This window comes from Paracidobacterium acidisoli (assembly GCF_003428625.2).
GTDB classification, from domain to species: domain Bacteria; phylum Acidobacteriota; class Terriglobia; order Terriglobales; family Acidobacteriaceae; genus Paracidobacterium; species Paracidobacterium acidisoli.
Genome location: NZ_QVQT02000003.1, coordinates 375,942 through 390,831, shown reverse-complemented (window position 1 = coordinate 390,831; position 14,890 = coordinate 375,942). Strand labels below are relative to the sequence as shown.

Sequence of the window (14,890 nt, the reverse complement as noted above, 5' to 3'; positions counted from 1 at the left end):
TCGGCAGCTTGCACCTTACTCATCCATCCAGCTCTTTCGGACCGGCGCCTGTTCCACCGGAACATCGGCCGCGGCCGGAGTGGCGTCTGGGCGCCATGTTCGGACGCAGCCAGGCCATGCAGCGGCTCTTTGAGAAGATGCGCTGCACCGCTGCCCATTTTCGCGTGGCCACGATTGAAGGCGAGCCCGGCACCGGCAAGACAGTAGCCGCGCAGACCCTGCATGCACAGTGCAGAGAAACCTGTACGCAGCTTCGTGCAGGAGCCACAGTGCATCTCGCAGGCGCAGGCCCGGATGTGCCGGCGCCCGAGCCGCTGTTTCTGGCCTGTGCCGCGGCCCCGGCGCTGGCGACGCTCGACGCGCTCTTTGAAGAGGCCAACGGAGGCACGCTCTATCTTTCGCGTACCAGCGAGCTTTCTCCGGGTGAGCAGCGCCAGTGGCTGGATATTGTCGAACACTTCGAGCGGCACCGCTCTCGCAACGGCACAAAGGCCATGCCGCGCCAGCTTCTCTTCGGCACCTGCGAGCCGCTGCGCCGCCTTACCGCGGCCGCTTCCTTCCGCACCGATCTCGCGCACCGGCTTACGGCGATTCGCTTCGCGCTGCCGCCGCTGCGTGAGCGCCGCGAAGACATCTCTCTGCTGGTCGAGGTGCTGCTGGAGCGCGTTCGCGCCACGCACAGCAAGCCGGTGCGCGGTCTGGCTCCCGGCACGCTCAACCGGCTGCTGGCACACACCTGGCCCGGCAACGTCCGCGAACTCGAAACCGTTCTCTTCAACGCCGCGCTGGACTGCATCAGCGAATGGATTCGCCCCATCGATCTTCCGCCGATCACCTGGCCCACGTCGCAGCGGATGCACAGCGCGGGCACCGCCCTTCCCCATCCCGGCTCTCTCTCTGAAGCAACACCCGACCATCCGGCAGCCTGCGGCTCCGGTCAGGATCTTGACCCCGACCTCGACCGCGCCATTCTGCGCCACGTCACGCGGGTTCTGGGCCGCGTCGGCGGCAACAAGCTGCGCGCCGCCCATCTGCTCGGCATCAGCCGCTCCACGCTCTACCGGCTGCTCGAGTCCGGCCATCTGCAGAGCGGCCGCTGACCGGACAGGCTGCTTCTTCCGCGTGAAAGGCTGCGGCATCGTCACAACGCGTCTTCATGGCCGCGTTACACTACAAGCCGCAGCGCTTATGAACAGAATTTCCCTCACAGCAGCCCTTTTACCTGCGCTGGTTCTTCCTCTTGCCGCGCAGACCTTTCCCAAAGATGTGCAGCGCCAGGCCGAAGAGCGGCAGAACGCGCAGCACATGAGCGCGCCGGCCGCCCAGCCCGCGGCTCCGCAGAGCCTGGCGGACCGCACTGCTGCTCTCCGGTCGCTCTTCGACGAGATCTGGCAGGATCAGCTCAGCCACTCGCCCGAGTTCGCCTCGAGCATCGGCGACAGACGCTTCAACGACCAGCTCACCGACTACTCCGTCGCCGCCTACAATGACGGGCTTGCGCGCGATCGCGCTTATCTCGTCCGCCTGGGACAGATCGACACCGCCGGCATGAGCGAGCAGGAGACGCTGAGCAAGGATCTGATGGCCCGCGACCTGGTCAACGATCTGGAGGAGTCCGAGTTCACTCCCTGGGAGATGCCGGTCAACCAGTTCTCCGGCCTTCACACCGAGCTGCCGCGTCTCGTCGCGCGGCTTCCCTTCGACACGGTCAAAGACTACGACGACTACATCGCGCGCCTCGGCAAAATTCCGCACGCCTTTCAGCAGGTCACCGACAACATGCTGACCGGCATCGACGACCACCGCGTGCCGCCGAAGTATCTGCTGGAAAAGGTTCTGACCCAGGTGAACGCCATCACGGCGCAGAAACCGGAGGACAGTCCCTTTGCCGGTCCGCTGAAGAAGTTCCCCGCCGGCATCTCCGCTGCCGATCAGAGCCGCATTCACGACGCGGTCCTCGCTGCCATCACGAAGCAGGTGTATCCCGCCTACCTGCGCTTCGCCCGCTTTCTGCAGGTCACTTATATTCCTGCGGGCCGCATCGACCCGGGTGTGTGGGCTTTGCCCAATGGCGATGCGTACTATGCGTTCCTCGTAAAACAGCGCACCACGACCGATCTCACTCCGGCGCAGATTCACCAGATCGGTCTCGATGAAGTAAAGCGTGACGAGACAGAGATGCTTGCCGTCGCGCAGAAGCTCGGCTTCTCTTCCATTGCCGCTCTGCGCGCCGCCGTCGCCGCCAATCCGAAGCTGCATCCGGCCAGCCGCGAGCAGCTTCTGGGTGTCTATCGCACAGACCTCGATCAGATCCGGCCCAGGCTTCCTGAATATTTCGGCCGCCTGCCCAGGGCTTCGTTAGTGGTCGAGGCCGTCCCGGCGTATATCGAAAAGGATCAGGCGCCTGCTTACTACGAAGAGCCCAGCGCTGACGGCAAACGGCCCGGCACAGTCTTCGTCAACACCTACGACTTCGAGCACCGCTCGCTGACCACGGTCGAGTCCATCGCCTGCCATGAAGGGCTGCCCGGCCACCATATGCAGATCGCCATTGCGCAGGAGCTGACCGGACTGCCTGAGTTTCGCAAGTACCTCGACTTCACCGCCTTCACCGAGGGCTGGGGGCTCTACGCCGAGCGGCTTTGCGGGGATATGGGCTTTTATCAGGACCCGTACTCCGACTTCGGCAGCCTCGAAGCCGATATCTTTCGCGCGATTCGTTTAGTTGTCGATACCGGGGTGCACTCGGAGCACTGGACGCGTCAGCAGATGGTCGATTATTTCCATCAGCATTCAGGCCTCGACGACGCCACCATCAATGCCGAAGTCGATCGCTATATCGCGTGGCCGGCGCAGGCTCTCGGCTACAAGATCGGCCAGCTCAAAATTCTGGAGCTGCGCGAGGCGGCGCGGCAGCAGCTTGGCCCGAAGTTCGACATCCGGGCCTTCGACGATCAGGTGATCGACTCCGGCGCTCTGCCTCTGGATGTGCTCGACGCGCGTATTCACGCCTGGATCGGTGCACAGACCGGGCAGCAGAAGAGCCAGTAGCCTACTCCGGTTACGGAGTGCGACCCGGCTGCGATCGCACTCCGCAACGAACTACTTTGTGACCGGATAACCCTGCCACAGATATTCGAGGGCCTCGGGCAGAGTCTGCTGTCTGGTGGCGCGGTCCACATGCCCGGCGTTGCGGGCGAAGACGAACTGATAGTGATAGCCTTTGGCGGCCAGCACCCGGGCCATATCCTCATTCGCCACGACCCAGTCGTGCATGCCGTCGCGCATCGTGTTCGGATTGAAAAGGTCTCTGTCTCCGACCTCCATCCAGATACGCAGCGGCTTGCGCGGACTTTTCGGAATGAGCGTCTCGTGGAATCCCCATGCGCCGTGCGGCGTCTTCGGGTTCCAGGGCCACTGCTGATTGATGTAGGTGCCTGAGTACGTGAGCACGCGGTGGTAGAGCTCCGGGTGATACCAGGCCATGATGAGCGCGCAGGAGCCGCCGGAGCTGCCACCCATCGTCGCACGGCCATTGGGGTCCTTCGTCAGCTTTATGTGATAGCGCTCTTCCACCTGCGGCAGGACTTCCCGCTCGACGAACTCCGCATAGACGCCGGACATGGTGTCGTATTCGAGGCCACGCTCGCTGCCCTGGGCATCGCCTCCGCCATTGCTGATCGAGATGGCGATCATCACCGGAACCTTGTGCTCTGCGATCAGATTGTCGAGCGCGGTGAAGAGCATGTGGTCGGGCCCGTCGGCTCCGACGATAAAGGGCGCAGCGGTGCCGGGAACATATTGCTTCGGCACGTAGACCGTGACCTTGCGGGTATAAGGAGCGGGATGGCTGGTGGTAACGATCAGCTTTGCCGGGTTGTTCGGGTCCGGCGTGCCGAAGGTGCCGGGATCGCGCAGGATGCCGGGATAGATTTTGCTGTCCGACGAACTCATTATGAACTCGTAGACCGCTCCCTGCGGCACGTCATCGCGCACGGCCATCTCCGGAGCAGGATCATGTGTCGGCCCGAGAATGAAGTTGCCATCCTGATTTGCCGGAGCATTCGCGCCGTCGGGTAGTTCCTGCGCCGACACATAGCCCGGCGTGTGAGGATCGCGGGTGGGCGGCGTGGGACGCACAGGATGTGCCGGCGCAGCGGGAGGCGTCTGGGCGAGGGTAACAGCCGGACCCGCAACAGCCAGCGGGACAATCAAAAACGCGATGCTCAGAAGACGCAGCATGAAGCTCCTTGTGTGTGATCTCGACGCAGCCGCCGGACAGCAGGCTCGGAGGCCCTGCATAGGCGCAACATAGACAGCCGGAGAAATTTATACCATCTCCGCCACCGCCGCAGAGCACACTGGAGTCGCGCGTGAAGATATCACGCCTGTGCCGGAATATTTTCCTCAGCATAGTGGATGGCGGGAGCGCGCCTTAACGGCCGCAACACCCCCTGTTGCCGTGATCCGGCACTGCAGGAAGGCCCGTCCGGTTAAGCTTCACTTCCTGCGGCTGCCGGAGCCATTTCGGCGGCTGCCGGTGCGTCGGGATACGCGCGCAGATAGCTCTCTCCGGCAATATAGGTGATCGTAAAGCCGATCCAGAAGGCCGTTCCGAAGAACTGATGCAGCGTGAGATGGGTCACGCTTCGCGTCGCAAAGAAAGCACCCATCACCGGCCGTGTCGTCGCAATGCCCAGCAGCACCGCCACGGCCCGCACCATCCATCGGCGATGCAGCGTCCAGTCGCCTCTGCGCAGCATCAGCCAGGCCCGTCCCAGCGAAAACAAAAAGAGCGCATCGTAAAGCAGCGCCGCCGTGGCCTCATTCAGGCCGCCCACCGGATGCAGGCTAAGCAGCGCCGCCGTCACACCGACGATGGGTCCGAGAATCAGCAGCCCATACGTGATATTGCGGTGCAGATTCACGCGGCCTCTTACCGTTCGTGAAAACCACGCCGGCAGCAGCAGCACGAAGAGCAGCGCGGGAACGATATGCGCCAGCGTGAGCATTTTGTGCGCTGCAAAGGTCGCGTCGAGCGCTGCCGTCTGCGAGACACTCGGCTGCGCGGACGGCAGCAGCAGCACCGCAATCCTCCGAGCCGCAGCACCCACGGCAATCAGGCAGAGCAGAAAAAACAGGGTCCACACCCACGCGCCAGGAGCTCGCAGCGCTTCCGGCGCGCTCCATGCCGATTCACTTGTCCGAGTCATACATCCCTCCGCGATCCTGCCTCTGTGCTGCAGAGGACGTTCTTTACAAGGTGGGAATCGCCCACCGGAGGCCGGCTAGATCGCCGGTTGCGCGGCCTTCGGGCTTGCGTCGCGCCGCGACGGCAGCGTCACCGCCACTCCGATCATCCACACCACGCTCACGAAGCGTCCCACGGGAATAAACCACGAGAAATTCCACACCAGCAGGGTCAGCGTCGACAACTCGCATGCCACGGCCACGACGATCCCCAGCCACATCAGCCATCGCGGAATCAGGCGGTAAAGCCCCGCCGGAATCGAAATGCCGGCGATGAACAGCCCCAGGGGAGCGGTAAAGCCCGGGCCGCCGCCCGCAAAGCTCATCGCCTGCAAAGCCCGCACTGCACCATCAGCCTCTGCAATGCCGGGGCGCGTGAGCGACCAGATGGAGAGCGACGAAATCAGCAGCATCCCCGTGGCGATCACGCCGCCGCAGAGGGCAATCACCTCGCCTGCGGCGCGCACCCGCAGAAAGCGCAGACGGCTCACCGCCGTCGCCACAAATACGCCCAGCGGAATCGCAGACGCAAGCTCGCAGAACGATCCCCAGCGGATCTGCAGCGAGACCTTCGCCATATACGCCGCTGCTTTCTGCACCGAATCGTGCGGAATGCCGAAGGCGGCGCTCAGCGTTGCTCCGCCGCCGAACATGAGCAGGGTGTAAATCACAGCCGGAAGGATCAAAGGAGGTCCGGCATGACGAACCTGAGGGGAGAGGTTTGCAGCATTTTGTTCCATAATGTAATGATTATTATTTGTAACGATTATGGAATGCAATACTTTTGATCATGGACCTTGCACGACCTCCAAAAGGAGCCTTTTCAGCGCTTTTGCTGGCCCAGATCGGGGCACATGCCGCAAAAAAGTTTGCTGAACGGCTCGCTCCGCTGAAGCTCGCTCCGGCTCATGCCGGCATTCTGCGCAGGCTGTCGCTCTCCTCTGCCCTCAGCCAGCGCGAGCTGGCGGCGCAGCTGGGCATGCATGCCAGCCGCCTTGTTGGCGTTATCGACGAGATGCAGTCGATGGGTCTGGTTGTTCGTGAGGGCAACACAGGCGACCGCCGCACCAATTCCCTTCGGCTTACCGACCAGGGCAACGAGATGCTGGGGCAGATCCGGATCATCTCGCAGCAGCACAACGAAGATCTGTGCAGTGCGCTGAACGAGGAGGAGCGCGTGACGCTCACGTCGCTGCTGCAGCGCATCGCCGATCAGCAGGGACTGATCCGCGGCGTCCATCCCGGCTATAAAACACTCGGCAGCCGAAATGCCGGAGATCCCGGTGCTCCCCGCAGAAGGCAGCCCTGAGCGCAGTCGACAGGCAAAGCTCAAACCGACAACAATCCAAAGGCGACACCTCGCGGAGGTCTGACGCGAGCGGCCCGCCTGGAGCGCGAGTCCTGCTGTACTCTGGAACGATGAGCACCACAGGAATGACCAGCACTACTGCATCAGCGCTTCATCCGGATCTTTCGCAGCTCCGTGTCGCCGTGCTCGGCGCCGGCAAGATGGGCGGCATCCTGCTCCAGGCCTTTCTCAAGCAGCAGATTCTCGCGCCCGAGCAGCTTCTCGGCACCGTCGCGCATGCGGACAGAGCCGCGGCGCTCTCCGCGCAGTGGGGCGTCGAAGTCTCGACCGACAACCTCGCCACTGCGCAGCAGGCCGACGTCATTCTGCTCGGCGTCAAGCCGTATCAGATTCCCGATCTCGTTGCGGCGATCCGCCCGGCGCTCACACCGCAGAAGCTGCTCATCTCCTTCGCCGCGTCGGTCAAGACCTCGGCCATCGAGCAGGCCGCCGGCATGGAGATCCCGGTCATCCGCACCATGCCGAACACGCCGTCGATGCTCGGCGCGGGCATCAGCGCCATCTGCCGCGGCCATTACGCGCAGGATGAGCATATGCGCATCGCCTCCAGCATCTTCGAGACCGTCGGGCGCACCGTCATCGTCGACGAAAAGCATATGGACGCCGTCACCGGCCTCTCCGCCAGCGGTCCGGCCTTCATCTACATCATTCTCGAATCGCTGGCCGAAGCCGGCGTAAAGGTCGGGCTGCCGCGCGATATCGCCACGCTGCTGGCCGCGCAGACGACCTTCGGCGCGGCCCGCATGGTCCTTGAGACCGGCTACCATCCGGCCCTGCTTAAGGACGCCGTGACCACGCCCGCCGGCTGCACCATCGACGGCATTCTGGAGCTCGAAGAAGGCGGCCTGCGCGTCACCCTCATCAAGGCCGTGATGCGAGCCGCCCAGCGCGCAAAGGAGCTTGCCGCCGGCTAGGACTGGCCGTCCAGGCAACCGCGCCTTCGGCGCCAGTTTCTTATCGAGTTTTGCAGCGGGCCGCCTCTGGCGGCCTCTTGCAGAAGCCCTGGAAATCAGGTCGAGCCGAAGAATTCCTCGCTACGGCTCGCAGGCTGGAGTGCAGTGGAAGACGAAGCCGTTGCTCTCAAATCACCGCCATCGACTTCGAGCCGATTCAAACTCTCCTGTCACCGGCCCGCTATAAGATAGGCTCGTGCTGCTCCGCTCCCGCGCCGCGCTCCTTGCAGAATTCCTCGCGCTCTTCGTTGCGCTGCCGGTTGCGCTTTTCGTTCTTCCGGCGCGCATTCCGCCGATTCCTCTGTTGTGGCTCTGGTGCGCGTATTGCCTTTTCGCTCTGCTGCGCGATCCGGCCTTCCCACGCGGGGAGATTCGCAGCATCGCGCCGCTCCGCCGCTATCTGCCTTCCATTCTGATTTTGTTCGTTGCGGCAGCCGCGCTCATTACGCTGGCGGTACGTCTCCTGGCTCCGCAGACGCTCTTCGATATGCCGCGTACCCACACGGTTCTGTGGGCGGCCATCATGGTGCTCTATCCGTTTCTTTCGGTATGGCCGCAGGGCATGATCTACCGGATCTTCGTCCTGCATCGGTATCAGCCACTGTTACAAAACGAAGATTCTGCCCCTGCCGATTCCACCGGATGGCCTCTGATATTCCTCAGCGCCGCATCCTTCTCGCTGATCCACATCATCTTTCACAACTGGATCGCGGTGGCGCTCACCTTTCCCGGTGGCATCCTCTTCGCGTGGCGCCAGCGGCAGACGCGCTCCCACCTTACCGCCTGCTTCGAGCACGCGCTCTACGGCTGTTTTCTCTTCACCGTTGGCCTGGGCCACTATTTCTATGTGCGCTTCGTTTAAACGCAGTTTCAGTTCCGAGGCATAAAGGCCGCGTCCTCGCAGCAGGTTCGGACGCGGCTCCTTCGCCGCATTACCGCGGCGTCGAGTCGTTGATCTTCTGATCGGTCTCTTTGCTCCGGTCCTTTGCCTTTACGCTCGTCTCGTGCGCGCGGTCTTTGGCTTTGGACGAGGTCTCCTTCTTCCGGTCGAAGACGTGCTGGGTGCCTTCCTTCGTCCTGTTGAAGCCCTTCTGCGTGCCTTCTTTGGTCCGGTCGTAGGTTTTCGTGCCGCCTTCCTTCGTCTTGTCGTAGCCGGTCTTTGTACCCTTCTTTACGCCGTGTCCGGTCGATCTGGCGGCGTCCTTCGTGTCGGTTCCGGCGTTCTTCATATCCTGCTTTGCGCCCTGGTCCTGAGCCCGCGCCGTGGCGGAAACCATGAAGGCGGGAGCAAAGAGCAGTGTGGAAGCGAGCAGAGCTGTGGTCAGACGTGAGTTGTTCATACGCTTCATACAGATTCGCATGAGGCACGCCAGGTTGTGCCCGCGCCGTCTAATATAACGACAGGCAGATGACCCGATGACCACCCGCGCCGCGATCCCGGTGCCCGCAACCGCCTCCGCCACGTCCCGTCCCTCGGCCGGTCTGCGCGGCTTTGCCTGGGGCGTGGTCGCCTATAACGTGCTGGTCATCGTGTGGGGAGCTGCTGTGCGCGCCACCGGCTCCGGCGCGGGCTGTGGAGACCACTGGCCGCTCTGCAACGGGAATGTCGTGCTGCATCATCCCGGCGTCGCCACGCTTATCGAGTTCGCGCACCGCGCCTCGAGCGGCGTTGCATTGCTCGCCGTCATCGCCCTGACCTTCTGGATCTTCCGCACCACGCCCAGGTATCATGCCGCCCGCTTCTGGTCGATGGCGTCGCTCCTTCTCACGCTCAACGAGGCGCTGCTCGGCGCACTGCTCGTGCTGCTGGGGCTGGTCGCTCACAACCAGTCGGGCGCCCGCGCCGTCTACTTCGGCCTGCACTTCACCAATACGATGCTGCTGCTGGCCACTCTCGCGCTGACTGCGCACTTTCTCTCGCGCCGCCTGGGATTTATGCGCGGCAGCACCGAGTTTCGCGCCCCGCTGCTGGCCTCGGTGGGCCTGCTGGCGACTCTGGCGACCGGCGTGATGGGCTCGCTCGCCGCGCTCGGCGATACGCTGTACCCGGCCCGCGATCTGTGGGCCGCCATTGCCGAGGATTTCTCTTCGCACAGCTCATGGCTGCTGCGCATCCGCTGGATTCATCCCGCACTCGCCTTCGTCGCCGGGGCCTTCCTGCTCTGGCTCATCATCCGCAATCTGCCCGGCGGGAATGCTCCCGGCAACCGCAGCCTCGCCCTTGTGCTGCTCGGCCTGCTCGCCCTTCAGTACACGCTTGGATTCACCGACGTGGCGCTGCTTGCTCCGGTCTGGCTGCAGCTTGCCCACCTGTTCGTTGCCGATCTGCTCTGGATCACCCTCGTTGTCCTGGCCGTGCGCACCAGCATTGTCCCCATCGGCTGCACCTTTGGAACCTGCGGGTTCCGGTCCAAAAAGACTGCGGAGTAACTACCTCCGAGCCCTCGCCGGCTGCTGATTGGGAAAAAACTTCAAATTTATTTTCCTGATCCATGTCAAATAGACTTGACATTCTCTTCCCCTGATCTGTAAGGTTTGCTTGTCTTTATGGGAGGGACACTTGTCATTCTGCCTGAATAAGCACCTCACGCCACTGCAGCGCCGCTCGATCCGTCTTATGGGGGCCGCGCTGCTGCTGGTCGTCCTCACCAACTTCACAGACGGGAAGCTGCCGAATCCTCTCGTCGATCTCTTTCCGGCGCTGGCGCACCTCAGCCCTCACCCAGGACAGTCGGCTTTCCTGATCGGGCTGATTTCCGCGCTCTCCGCTATTCCTGTGCTCTTCGCGGTCTTTGTGGTCGGCCGCTATCTCAGCGCCGAACCCGACGAGTTCGTGCGGGCGCTCGTCATTCGTGCTCTGCTGTGGAGCTTCGCCTTCACCATGGCGGGAAATGCCGTCGCCGATGCTCTGATGCAGATCTACTCCCGCACCTTTCCGCTCACGATCCTCGACGGAGACATTTTCTTTATTTCGTTTGCCCTCTCGCTGCGGCTGATGCTGAGGACCTATCGATGAAGAACCGTCTGCGTGTGCTTCGCGCCGAACGCAACTGGAGCCAGGCCGATCTCGCCGAAAAACTTGGGGTCTCGCGCCAGTCCGTCAATGCGATCGAGACGGGACGCTTCGATCCCAGCCTTCCGCTCGCCTTCCGGCTGGCTGCGCTCTTCGAGCTTCCCATCGAGTCGATCTTTTCCGAATAACGCATCGGAGCACAGGCCACGCGCCGCGTGCTCCGTGCAAAATCCTTAGCTGCCGACGGCACCGGTCGCCCGGGGCGGCTCGCTTGCTATAGCATTACCTGGAAGCGACAACCGAACTATGCAAAGTGCCCAGGCTACTCCCGCGCCCGCTCCTGCCATCGCCGACAACCGTCTGGAAATTGCTGAAAAGGAAGCGCGTCTTGCGGCTTTCCTCGACCGCAACGGCCTTTCCGCTGTGCTGCTTGCGCGGCATCCGAACCTTGCGTGGATCACTGCCGGCCAGGTGGAAGCCCGCGTCGGAGGCGGCGATGCCGCTGTCTGCTCGGTGCTGCTTACCCGCGACGGCCGCCGCTACTGCATTACTCCGGCGAACGAAGCGCCGCGCATGGCCGCTGAAGAGTTCAACGGCCTTTTTTATGAGCCGGTTCTGTATCCCTGGATCGCGGACCGCACTGCGGAGCTGGCCCGTGAGCTGGCAGGAGACGGCAAAATCGGCTCCGATCTGCCCCGCGAAGGCTTCGAGACGGTGAATCTCGCCTCGCTGCGCACCCCGCTTCTCGCGCCGGAGATCGACCGCTTCCATGCCCTCGGCGCAAAGACCGCGGAGATCACCACGCAGGCTCTCCAGGACCTTGAGCCAGGCGTGACCGAAGACGAGATGGCGGCGCGCGTCGCCGCGGCGCTTCTCGCCGTGCACATTACGCCGACCGTGCTGCTGATGGCCGTGGATGAGCGCATCTACCGCTATAAACATGCGGTGCCCCGCGGCGCGGTGCTGAAGCGCTATGGCATGCTCAACCTCTGCGCGCGGCAGCATGGACTCATCGTCTCCATCACGCGCTTTGTGCACTTTGGCGCTCCGCCGGCCGAGCTTGCCGCCAACTTTGTTCACTCTGCCGCCATCAACGCGAAGCTGCACCACGCCACGCGCAAAGGCGCGACCGCGTCGGAGATTTACACGGCAGCCGAGCGCGCTTATGCCGAGGCCGGAGCCGCGGAGGACATTGCCCTTCATCACCAGGGCGGCGCTGCAGGCTATGGAGAGCGTGAGTGGCTGATTACCCCTGGAGCCACGACCGTGGTCGAAGATCCGGAGGTCTTTGCCTATAACCCAAGCCTGCGGGGGGCCAAGGCCGAGGATACCGTCGTGCTGCGCAATGGCGCGATCGAGCTGCTGACCGCTACGCCCGAGCTGCCTTTCATCGAGACAGAGGTGGGTGGAAGGGTTTATCGTTCGGCTGATCTGCTCGTCCGTTAGAGCGGTTCGCCCTGCGGGTGCAGAACGGAGCCGATACGCTGGAGTGGTTTTCCTGTCCGGGAAAGGCCACACTGCATGCTGCCGGATGCTCCCCAGGAGCGGAAGAACCGCTTCAGCGGTGGGTTCGCCATCGGAAAGTGAGAGGAAAGATGAAGTCTCTGCGTGGTTTCGCCCTCAATGCAACCGTTTACCTTTTCCTGGCCGCGGTCTTTTCCGGCGCCTTCGCCGCCGCCCAGGCCACCCGGTATGCCGATCAGCCGCCGCTGCTTGTCGGTGCTGCGTGGTATCCGGAGCAGTGGCCTGAATCGCAGTGGGAGCCGGATCTGGAGCGCATGGAAGCGGCCCACATCCATCTGGTTCGCGTGGGCGAGTTCGCCTGGAGCACGATGGAGCCCTCCGAGGGCCACTACGAATTCGGGTGGCTGGACCGCGCCATCGCCCTCGCCGCGAAGCACCACATCTGCGTGGTTCTGGGCACGCCGACGGCCGCGCCTCCGGCATGGCTGACCACGAAGTATCCCGAGACGCTGCGCGTCAGCGAAGACGGCGTTCGCGATGAGCACGGCAACCGCCAGCAGTTCTCCTTCACCGACCCGAAGTACCGGCAGCTGGCGCACGCCATTGCCGAGCAGATGGCGATGCACTTCGGCCACAACGCGGACGTGGTCGGCTGGCAGCTCGACAATGAGCTGGCGAATCCCTCCTTCGATCCCAGCGCGAAGACGCAGTTCCACGAGTGGCTGGAAAAAAAGTACGGCACCATCGCCAATCTCAACCAGCACTGGGCGACGGCGTACTGGAGCCAGACCTACGACAACTTCGATGAGATCCCGGTCCGCGAGGATCATGAGAACCCCGGCCTGCTGCTCGAATGGAAGCGCTTCGTCAGCGATGCATGGAAGAGCTACTCCGAGAACCAGATCAGCGCCATTCGTCCGCACATCGATGCGCGCCAGTTCATCACCACCAACACCATGGGCTGGTTCGACGGCTTCGACGAATACACGCTGCACACGGTTCTCGATATTGCCGCGTGGGACGATTACATTTCGACGGAAAACTATGACTACATCGACAACGCTGCGCGGCACGATCTGACCCGCGGCTTCAAGAACAAAAACTTCTGGGTGATGGAGACGGAGCCGGCCTTCGTCAACTGGCGTCCCAACAACAACGCGCTGAAGCGCGGACAGGTACGCGACATGGCGTGGCAGGCCATCGGGCACGGCGCCGATGCCGTCGAGTACTGGCAGTGGCGCAGCGCGCCCGGCGGGCAGGAGGAGTATCACGGCGTGCTGGTCGGCGCCGATGGCACGCCTGTCCCCGTCTATGACGAGATCAGACAGACCGCCGAGGAGTTTGAGAAGGCCGGCAAAGCACTGACCGGAACCACGCCCCACTCCGAGGTTGCGCTCATCAACGACTACGACAGCCGCTGGGCTATCGACTTCCAGCGCCACAATCAGAACTTCGATCCCGTCGAAGAAATGCTCGCCTTCTATGGTCCGCTGCGCGAGCAGTCGCAGGCCGTTGACATCATCTCGGACAAGGCTCCGCTCGACAGCTACAAGCTCGTCGAGGCTCCGGGCCTGAATGTGCTGCCGCAAACGGTTGCCGACCGGCTGATCGCCTACGTGAAGAACGGAGGCCATCTGCTGCTCGGGCCCCGCAGCGGCATGAAGGACGAGTACAACGCGCTGCAGCCGGAGCGCCAGCCTGGCCCGCTCGCCGGTCTTCTTGGCGGCCGCGTCGAGCAGTTCTACGCCCTCGATAAGGACGTGCCCGTATCCGGCGCGTTCGGCGACGGCACCGTGAAGATCTGGGCCGAGCAGCTGAGCACGCAATCGCCCGAAACGAAGGTGCTGATGACCTACGGCAAAAGCAATGGCTGGCTCGACGATCAGCCCGCCGTGATTACCCGCCAGGTCGGCAAGGGCAGCATTACGTATGTCGGGGCATGGCTCGATGCCACACTACTCGACAAGCTCACGGCTTCGCTGCTGAAAGAGAGCGGCGTCGCGCCGATTCTGCCCGATGTGCCTGAGGGTGTCGAGGTCTGCCGCCGCAGCGGTGAGGGCAGGTCGGTGGTGATCCTGATCAATCACAACACCACGAACGAGCATGTTTCCCTGCCCGGCGCGATGACGGACCTGATCGCCGGCGGCACAGCGCCTGTCAGTTCGGTCGATCTGCCGCCGTACGGCGTCGCCGTGCTCTCAGCTTCGCGGTAACGGATGCTCTCCCCGGTGTTCGCCGGTGCTGACTCCGCTGTTCTGTGGAATCAGTACCGGCAGCACCATATCGTAGACCCAGCCGGTGAAGGTCTCAGAATCCGGAGGAGGCGACTGCCGCAGCGCCGAGGCGGCCGCTCCATAGATGGCCCAGCTCAGCGTGGCCGCCACCAGCCCCGGATTTCGATCGCGCGTAAACTCACCGCGGCGTACTCCTTCGAGCAGCACCTGCTCGACCTCCGTCTGCACTACACTCTGCGCAAACGGCTCGAAGTTGCCGTGCTGGCCCGGGCAGCCGCGGCGCAGGCTCTTCAGAAAGTCATAAACCGCCAGAATCACGATGCGCAGTGCGGACGGGCATCCTCCGTCGAAGTGGACCTGGCGCTCTTCCAGAAACCGCTGGAAGTCGCAGCGTATCAGGTCGGCCAGGAGAGCTTCACGGTCTGCATAGTGTGCGTAGAATGTCGCACGATTGACCGTGGCCTGCTCGGCGATATCCTGGATCGAGATCGCCTCGAAAGAGCGCGTTGCCAGCAGCGTCGACAGCGCATCCCGCAGCAGCTTTCGCGTGCGGCGGATGCGCGGGTCAAGAATCTGTTGACAGCTACCTTCCACGCCTGGCTTCTCC

15 protein-coding genes are annotated in these 14,890 nt (G+C 63.2%); 10 read left to right on the top strand and 5 right to left on the bottom strand.

What is annotated here, in order from left to right; genetic code table 11:
• The first annotated feature begins 95 nt into the window (after window positions 1–95).
• Window positions 96–1,100 (top strand): sigma-54-dependent transcriptional regulator, encoded by a 1,005-nt coding sequence (locus D0Y96_RS09235; RefSeq protein WP_117299739.1) that lies wholly within the window; start codon window positions 96–98, stop codon window positions 1,098–1,100.
• An 88-nt stretch (window positions 1,101–1,188) separates the two neighbouring features.
• On the top strand, window positions 1,189–3,051 hold the full coding sequence (locus tag D0Y96_RS09230; RefSeq protein ID WP_252263625.1) for a DUF885 domain-containing protein: 1,863 nt from the start codon (window positions 1,189–1,191) through the stop codon (window positions 3,049–3,051).
• 51 nt (window positions 3,052–3,102) lie between these two features.
• Here the strand turns inward: D0Y96_RS09230 and D0Y96_RS09225 are convergent, their stop codons facing one another.
• The 3 genes from D0Y96_RS09225 to D0Y96_RS09215 all read right to left on the bottom strand — a co-directional run bounded on the left by D0Y96_RS09225 (window position 3,103) and on the right by D0Y96_RS09215 (window position 5,936).
• Window positions 3,103–4,242, bottom strand: a complete 1,140-nt coding sequence (locus D0Y96_RS09225; protein WP_117299078.1) for an alpha/beta hydrolase — start codon at window positions 4,240–4,242, stop codon at window positions 3,103–3,105.
• A 251-nt stretch (window positions 4,243–4,493) separates the two neighbouring features.
• Window positions 4,494–5,213 (bottom strand): DUF2306 domain-containing protein, encoded by a 720-nt coding sequence (locus tag D0Y96_RS09220; RefSeq protein ID WP_117299077.1) that lies wholly within the window; start codon window positions 5,211–5,213, stop codon window positions 4,494–4,496.
• Between the two features lie 75 nt (window positions 5,214–5,288).
• Window positions 5,289–5,936 (bottom strand): hypothetical protein, encoded by a 648-nt coding sequence (locus D0Y96_RS09215; RefSeq protein WP_117299076.1) that lies wholly within the window; start codon window positions 5,934–5,936, stop codon window positions 5,289–5,291.
• A gap of 104 nt (window positions 5,937–6,040) precedes the next feature.
• Between D0Y96_RS09215 and D0Y96_RS09210 the strand changes: the two genes are divergently transcribed.
• The 3 genes from D0Y96_RS09210 to D0Y96_RS09200 all read left to right on the top strand — a co-directional run bounded on the left by D0Y96_RS09210 (window position 6,041) and on the right by D0Y96_RS09200 (window position 8,434).
• The gene (locus D0Y96_RS09210) at window positions 6,041–6,559 is read left to right on the top strand and encodes a MarR family winged helix-turn-helix transcriptional regulator (RefSeq protein WP_117299075.1); all 519 of its coding nucleotides are present in this window, start codon (window positions 6,041–6,043) and stop codon (window positions 6,557–6,559) included.
• A gap of 110 nt (window positions 6,560–6,669) precedes the next feature.
• Complete coding sequence (gene proC / locus D0Y96_RS09205; protein WP_252263624.1) at window positions 6,670–7,533, top strand: pyrroline-5-carboxylate reductase; 864 nt, start codon at window positions 6,670–6,672, stop codon at window positions 7,531–7,533.
• 235 nt (window positions 7,534–7,768) lie between these two features.
• Window positions 7,769–8,434, top strand: coding sequence for a CPBP family glutamic-type intramembrane protease (locus D0Y96_RS09200; protein WP_117299073.1), 666 nt, complete (start codon window positions 7,769–7,771; stop codon window positions 8,432–8,434).
• Between the two features lie 70 nt (window positions 8,435–8,504).
• Here D0Y96_RS09200 and D0Y96_RS09195 read toward each other — a convergent pair whose 3' ends face one another.
• Window positions 8,505–8,921, bottom strand: a complete 417-nt coding sequence (locus D0Y96_RS09195) for a hypothetical protein (RefSeq protein ID WP_117299072.1) — start codon at window positions 8,919–8,921, stop codon at window positions 8,505–8,507.
• Between the two features lie 67 nt (window positions 8,922–8,988).
• On the opposite strand from D0Y96_RS09195, the gene D0Y96_RS09190 reads away from it, so the two are divergent.
• The 5 genes from D0Y96_RS09190 (at window position 8,989) to D0Y96_RS09170 (ending at window position 14,262) form a co-directional block, all read left to right on the top strand.
• Window positions 8,989–10,002 carry a COX15/CtaA family protein gene (locus D0Y96_RS09190; protein WP_117299071.1) on the top strand — a complete coding sequence of 338 codons (1,014 nt, stop codon included), beginning with the start codon at window positions 8,989–8,991 and terminating at the stop codon, window positions 10,000–10,002.
• A gap of 130 nt (window positions 10,003–10,132) precedes the next feature.
• Window positions 10,133–10,588, top strand: coding sequence for a hypothetical protein (locus tag D0Y96_RS09185; protein ID WP_117299070.1), 456 nt, complete (start codon window positions 10,133–10,135; stop codon window positions 10,586–10,588).
• Entirely contained in the window at window positions 10,585–10,773 is a 189-nt protein-coding gene (locus D0Y96_RS09180; RefSeq protein WP_117299069.1) for a helix-turn-helix transcriptional regulator, read from the top strand. Before D0Y96_RS09185 ends, D0Y96_RS09180 begins: the two co-directional genes overlap by 4 nt.
• Window positions 10,774–10,891: 118 nt before the next feature.
• Complete coding sequence (locus D0Y96_RS09175; protein ID WP_117299068.1) at window positions 10,892–12,031, top strand: M24 family metallopeptidase; 1,140 nt, start codon at window positions 10,892–10,894, stop codon at window positions 12,029–12,031.
• A 149-nt stretch (window positions 12,032–12,180) separates the two neighbouring features.
• Window positions 12,181–14,262: a beta-galactosidase gene (locus D0Y96_RS09170; protein ID WP_117299067.1), complete on the top strand. Its 2,082-nt coding sequence runs from the start codon at window positions 12,181–12,183 to the stop codon at window positions 14,260–14,262.
• Here D0Y96_RS09170 and D0Y96_RS09165 read toward each other — a convergent pair.
• Window positions 14,248–14,877, bottom strand: a complete 630-nt coding sequence (locus D0Y96_RS09165; RefSeq protein ID WP_158562323.1) for a TetR/AcrR family transcriptional regulator — start codon at window positions 14,875–14,877, stop codon at window positions 14,248–14,250. The genes D0Y96_RS09170 and D0Y96_RS09165 overlap by 15 nt on opposite strands.
• Window positions 14,878–14,890: the final 13 nt, after the last annotated feature.

Bases quoted from the DNA above. Each gene is read 5' to 3' on its own strand.
- D0Y96_RS09175 (WP_117299068.1), top strand. From the start codon at position 10,892: ATGCAAAGTGCCCAGGCTACTCCCGCGCCCGCTCCTGCCATCGCCGAC.
- D0Y96_RS09230 (WP_252263625.1), top strand. From the start codon at position 1,189: ATGAACAGAATTTCCCTCACAGCAGCCCTTTTACCTGCGCTGGTTCTT.
- D0Y96_RS09170 (WP_117299067.1), top strand. From the start codon at position 12,181: ATGAAGTCTCTGCGTGGTTTCGCCCTCAATGCAACCGTTTACCTTTTC.
- D0Y96_RS09210 (WP_117299075.1), top strand. From the start codon at position 6,041: ATGGACCTTGCACGACCTCCAAAAGGAGCCTTTTCAGCGCTTTTGCTG.
- D0Y96_RS09225 (WP_117299078.1), bottom strand. From the start codon at position 4,242: ATGCTGCGTCTTCTGAGCATCGCGTTTTTGATTGTCCCGCTGGCTGTT.
- D0Y96_RS09180 (WP_117299069.1), top strand. From the start codon at position 10,585: ATGAAGAACCGTCTGCGTGTGCTTCGCGCCGAACGCAACTGGAGCCAG.
- proC (WP_252263624.1), top strand. From the start codon at position 6,670: ATGAGCACCACAGGAATGACCAGCACTACTGCATCAGCGCTTCATCCG.
- D0Y96_RS09190 (WP_117299071.1), top strand. From the start codon at position 8,989: ATGACCACCCGCGCCGCGATCCCGGTGCCCGCAACCGCCTCCGCCACG.
- D0Y96_RS09235 (WP_117299739.1), top strand. From the start codon at position 96: ATGTTCGGACGCAGCCAGGCCATGCAGCGGCTCTTTGAGAAGATGCGC.
- D0Y96_RS09195 (WP_117299072.1), bottom strand. From the start codon at position 8,921: ATGAAGCGTATGAACAACTCACGTCTGACCACAGCTCTGCTCGCTTCC.
- D0Y96_RS09220 (WP_117299077.1), bottom strand. From the start codon at position 5,213: ATGACTCGGACAAGTGAATCGGCATGGAGCGCGCCGGAAGCGCTGCGA.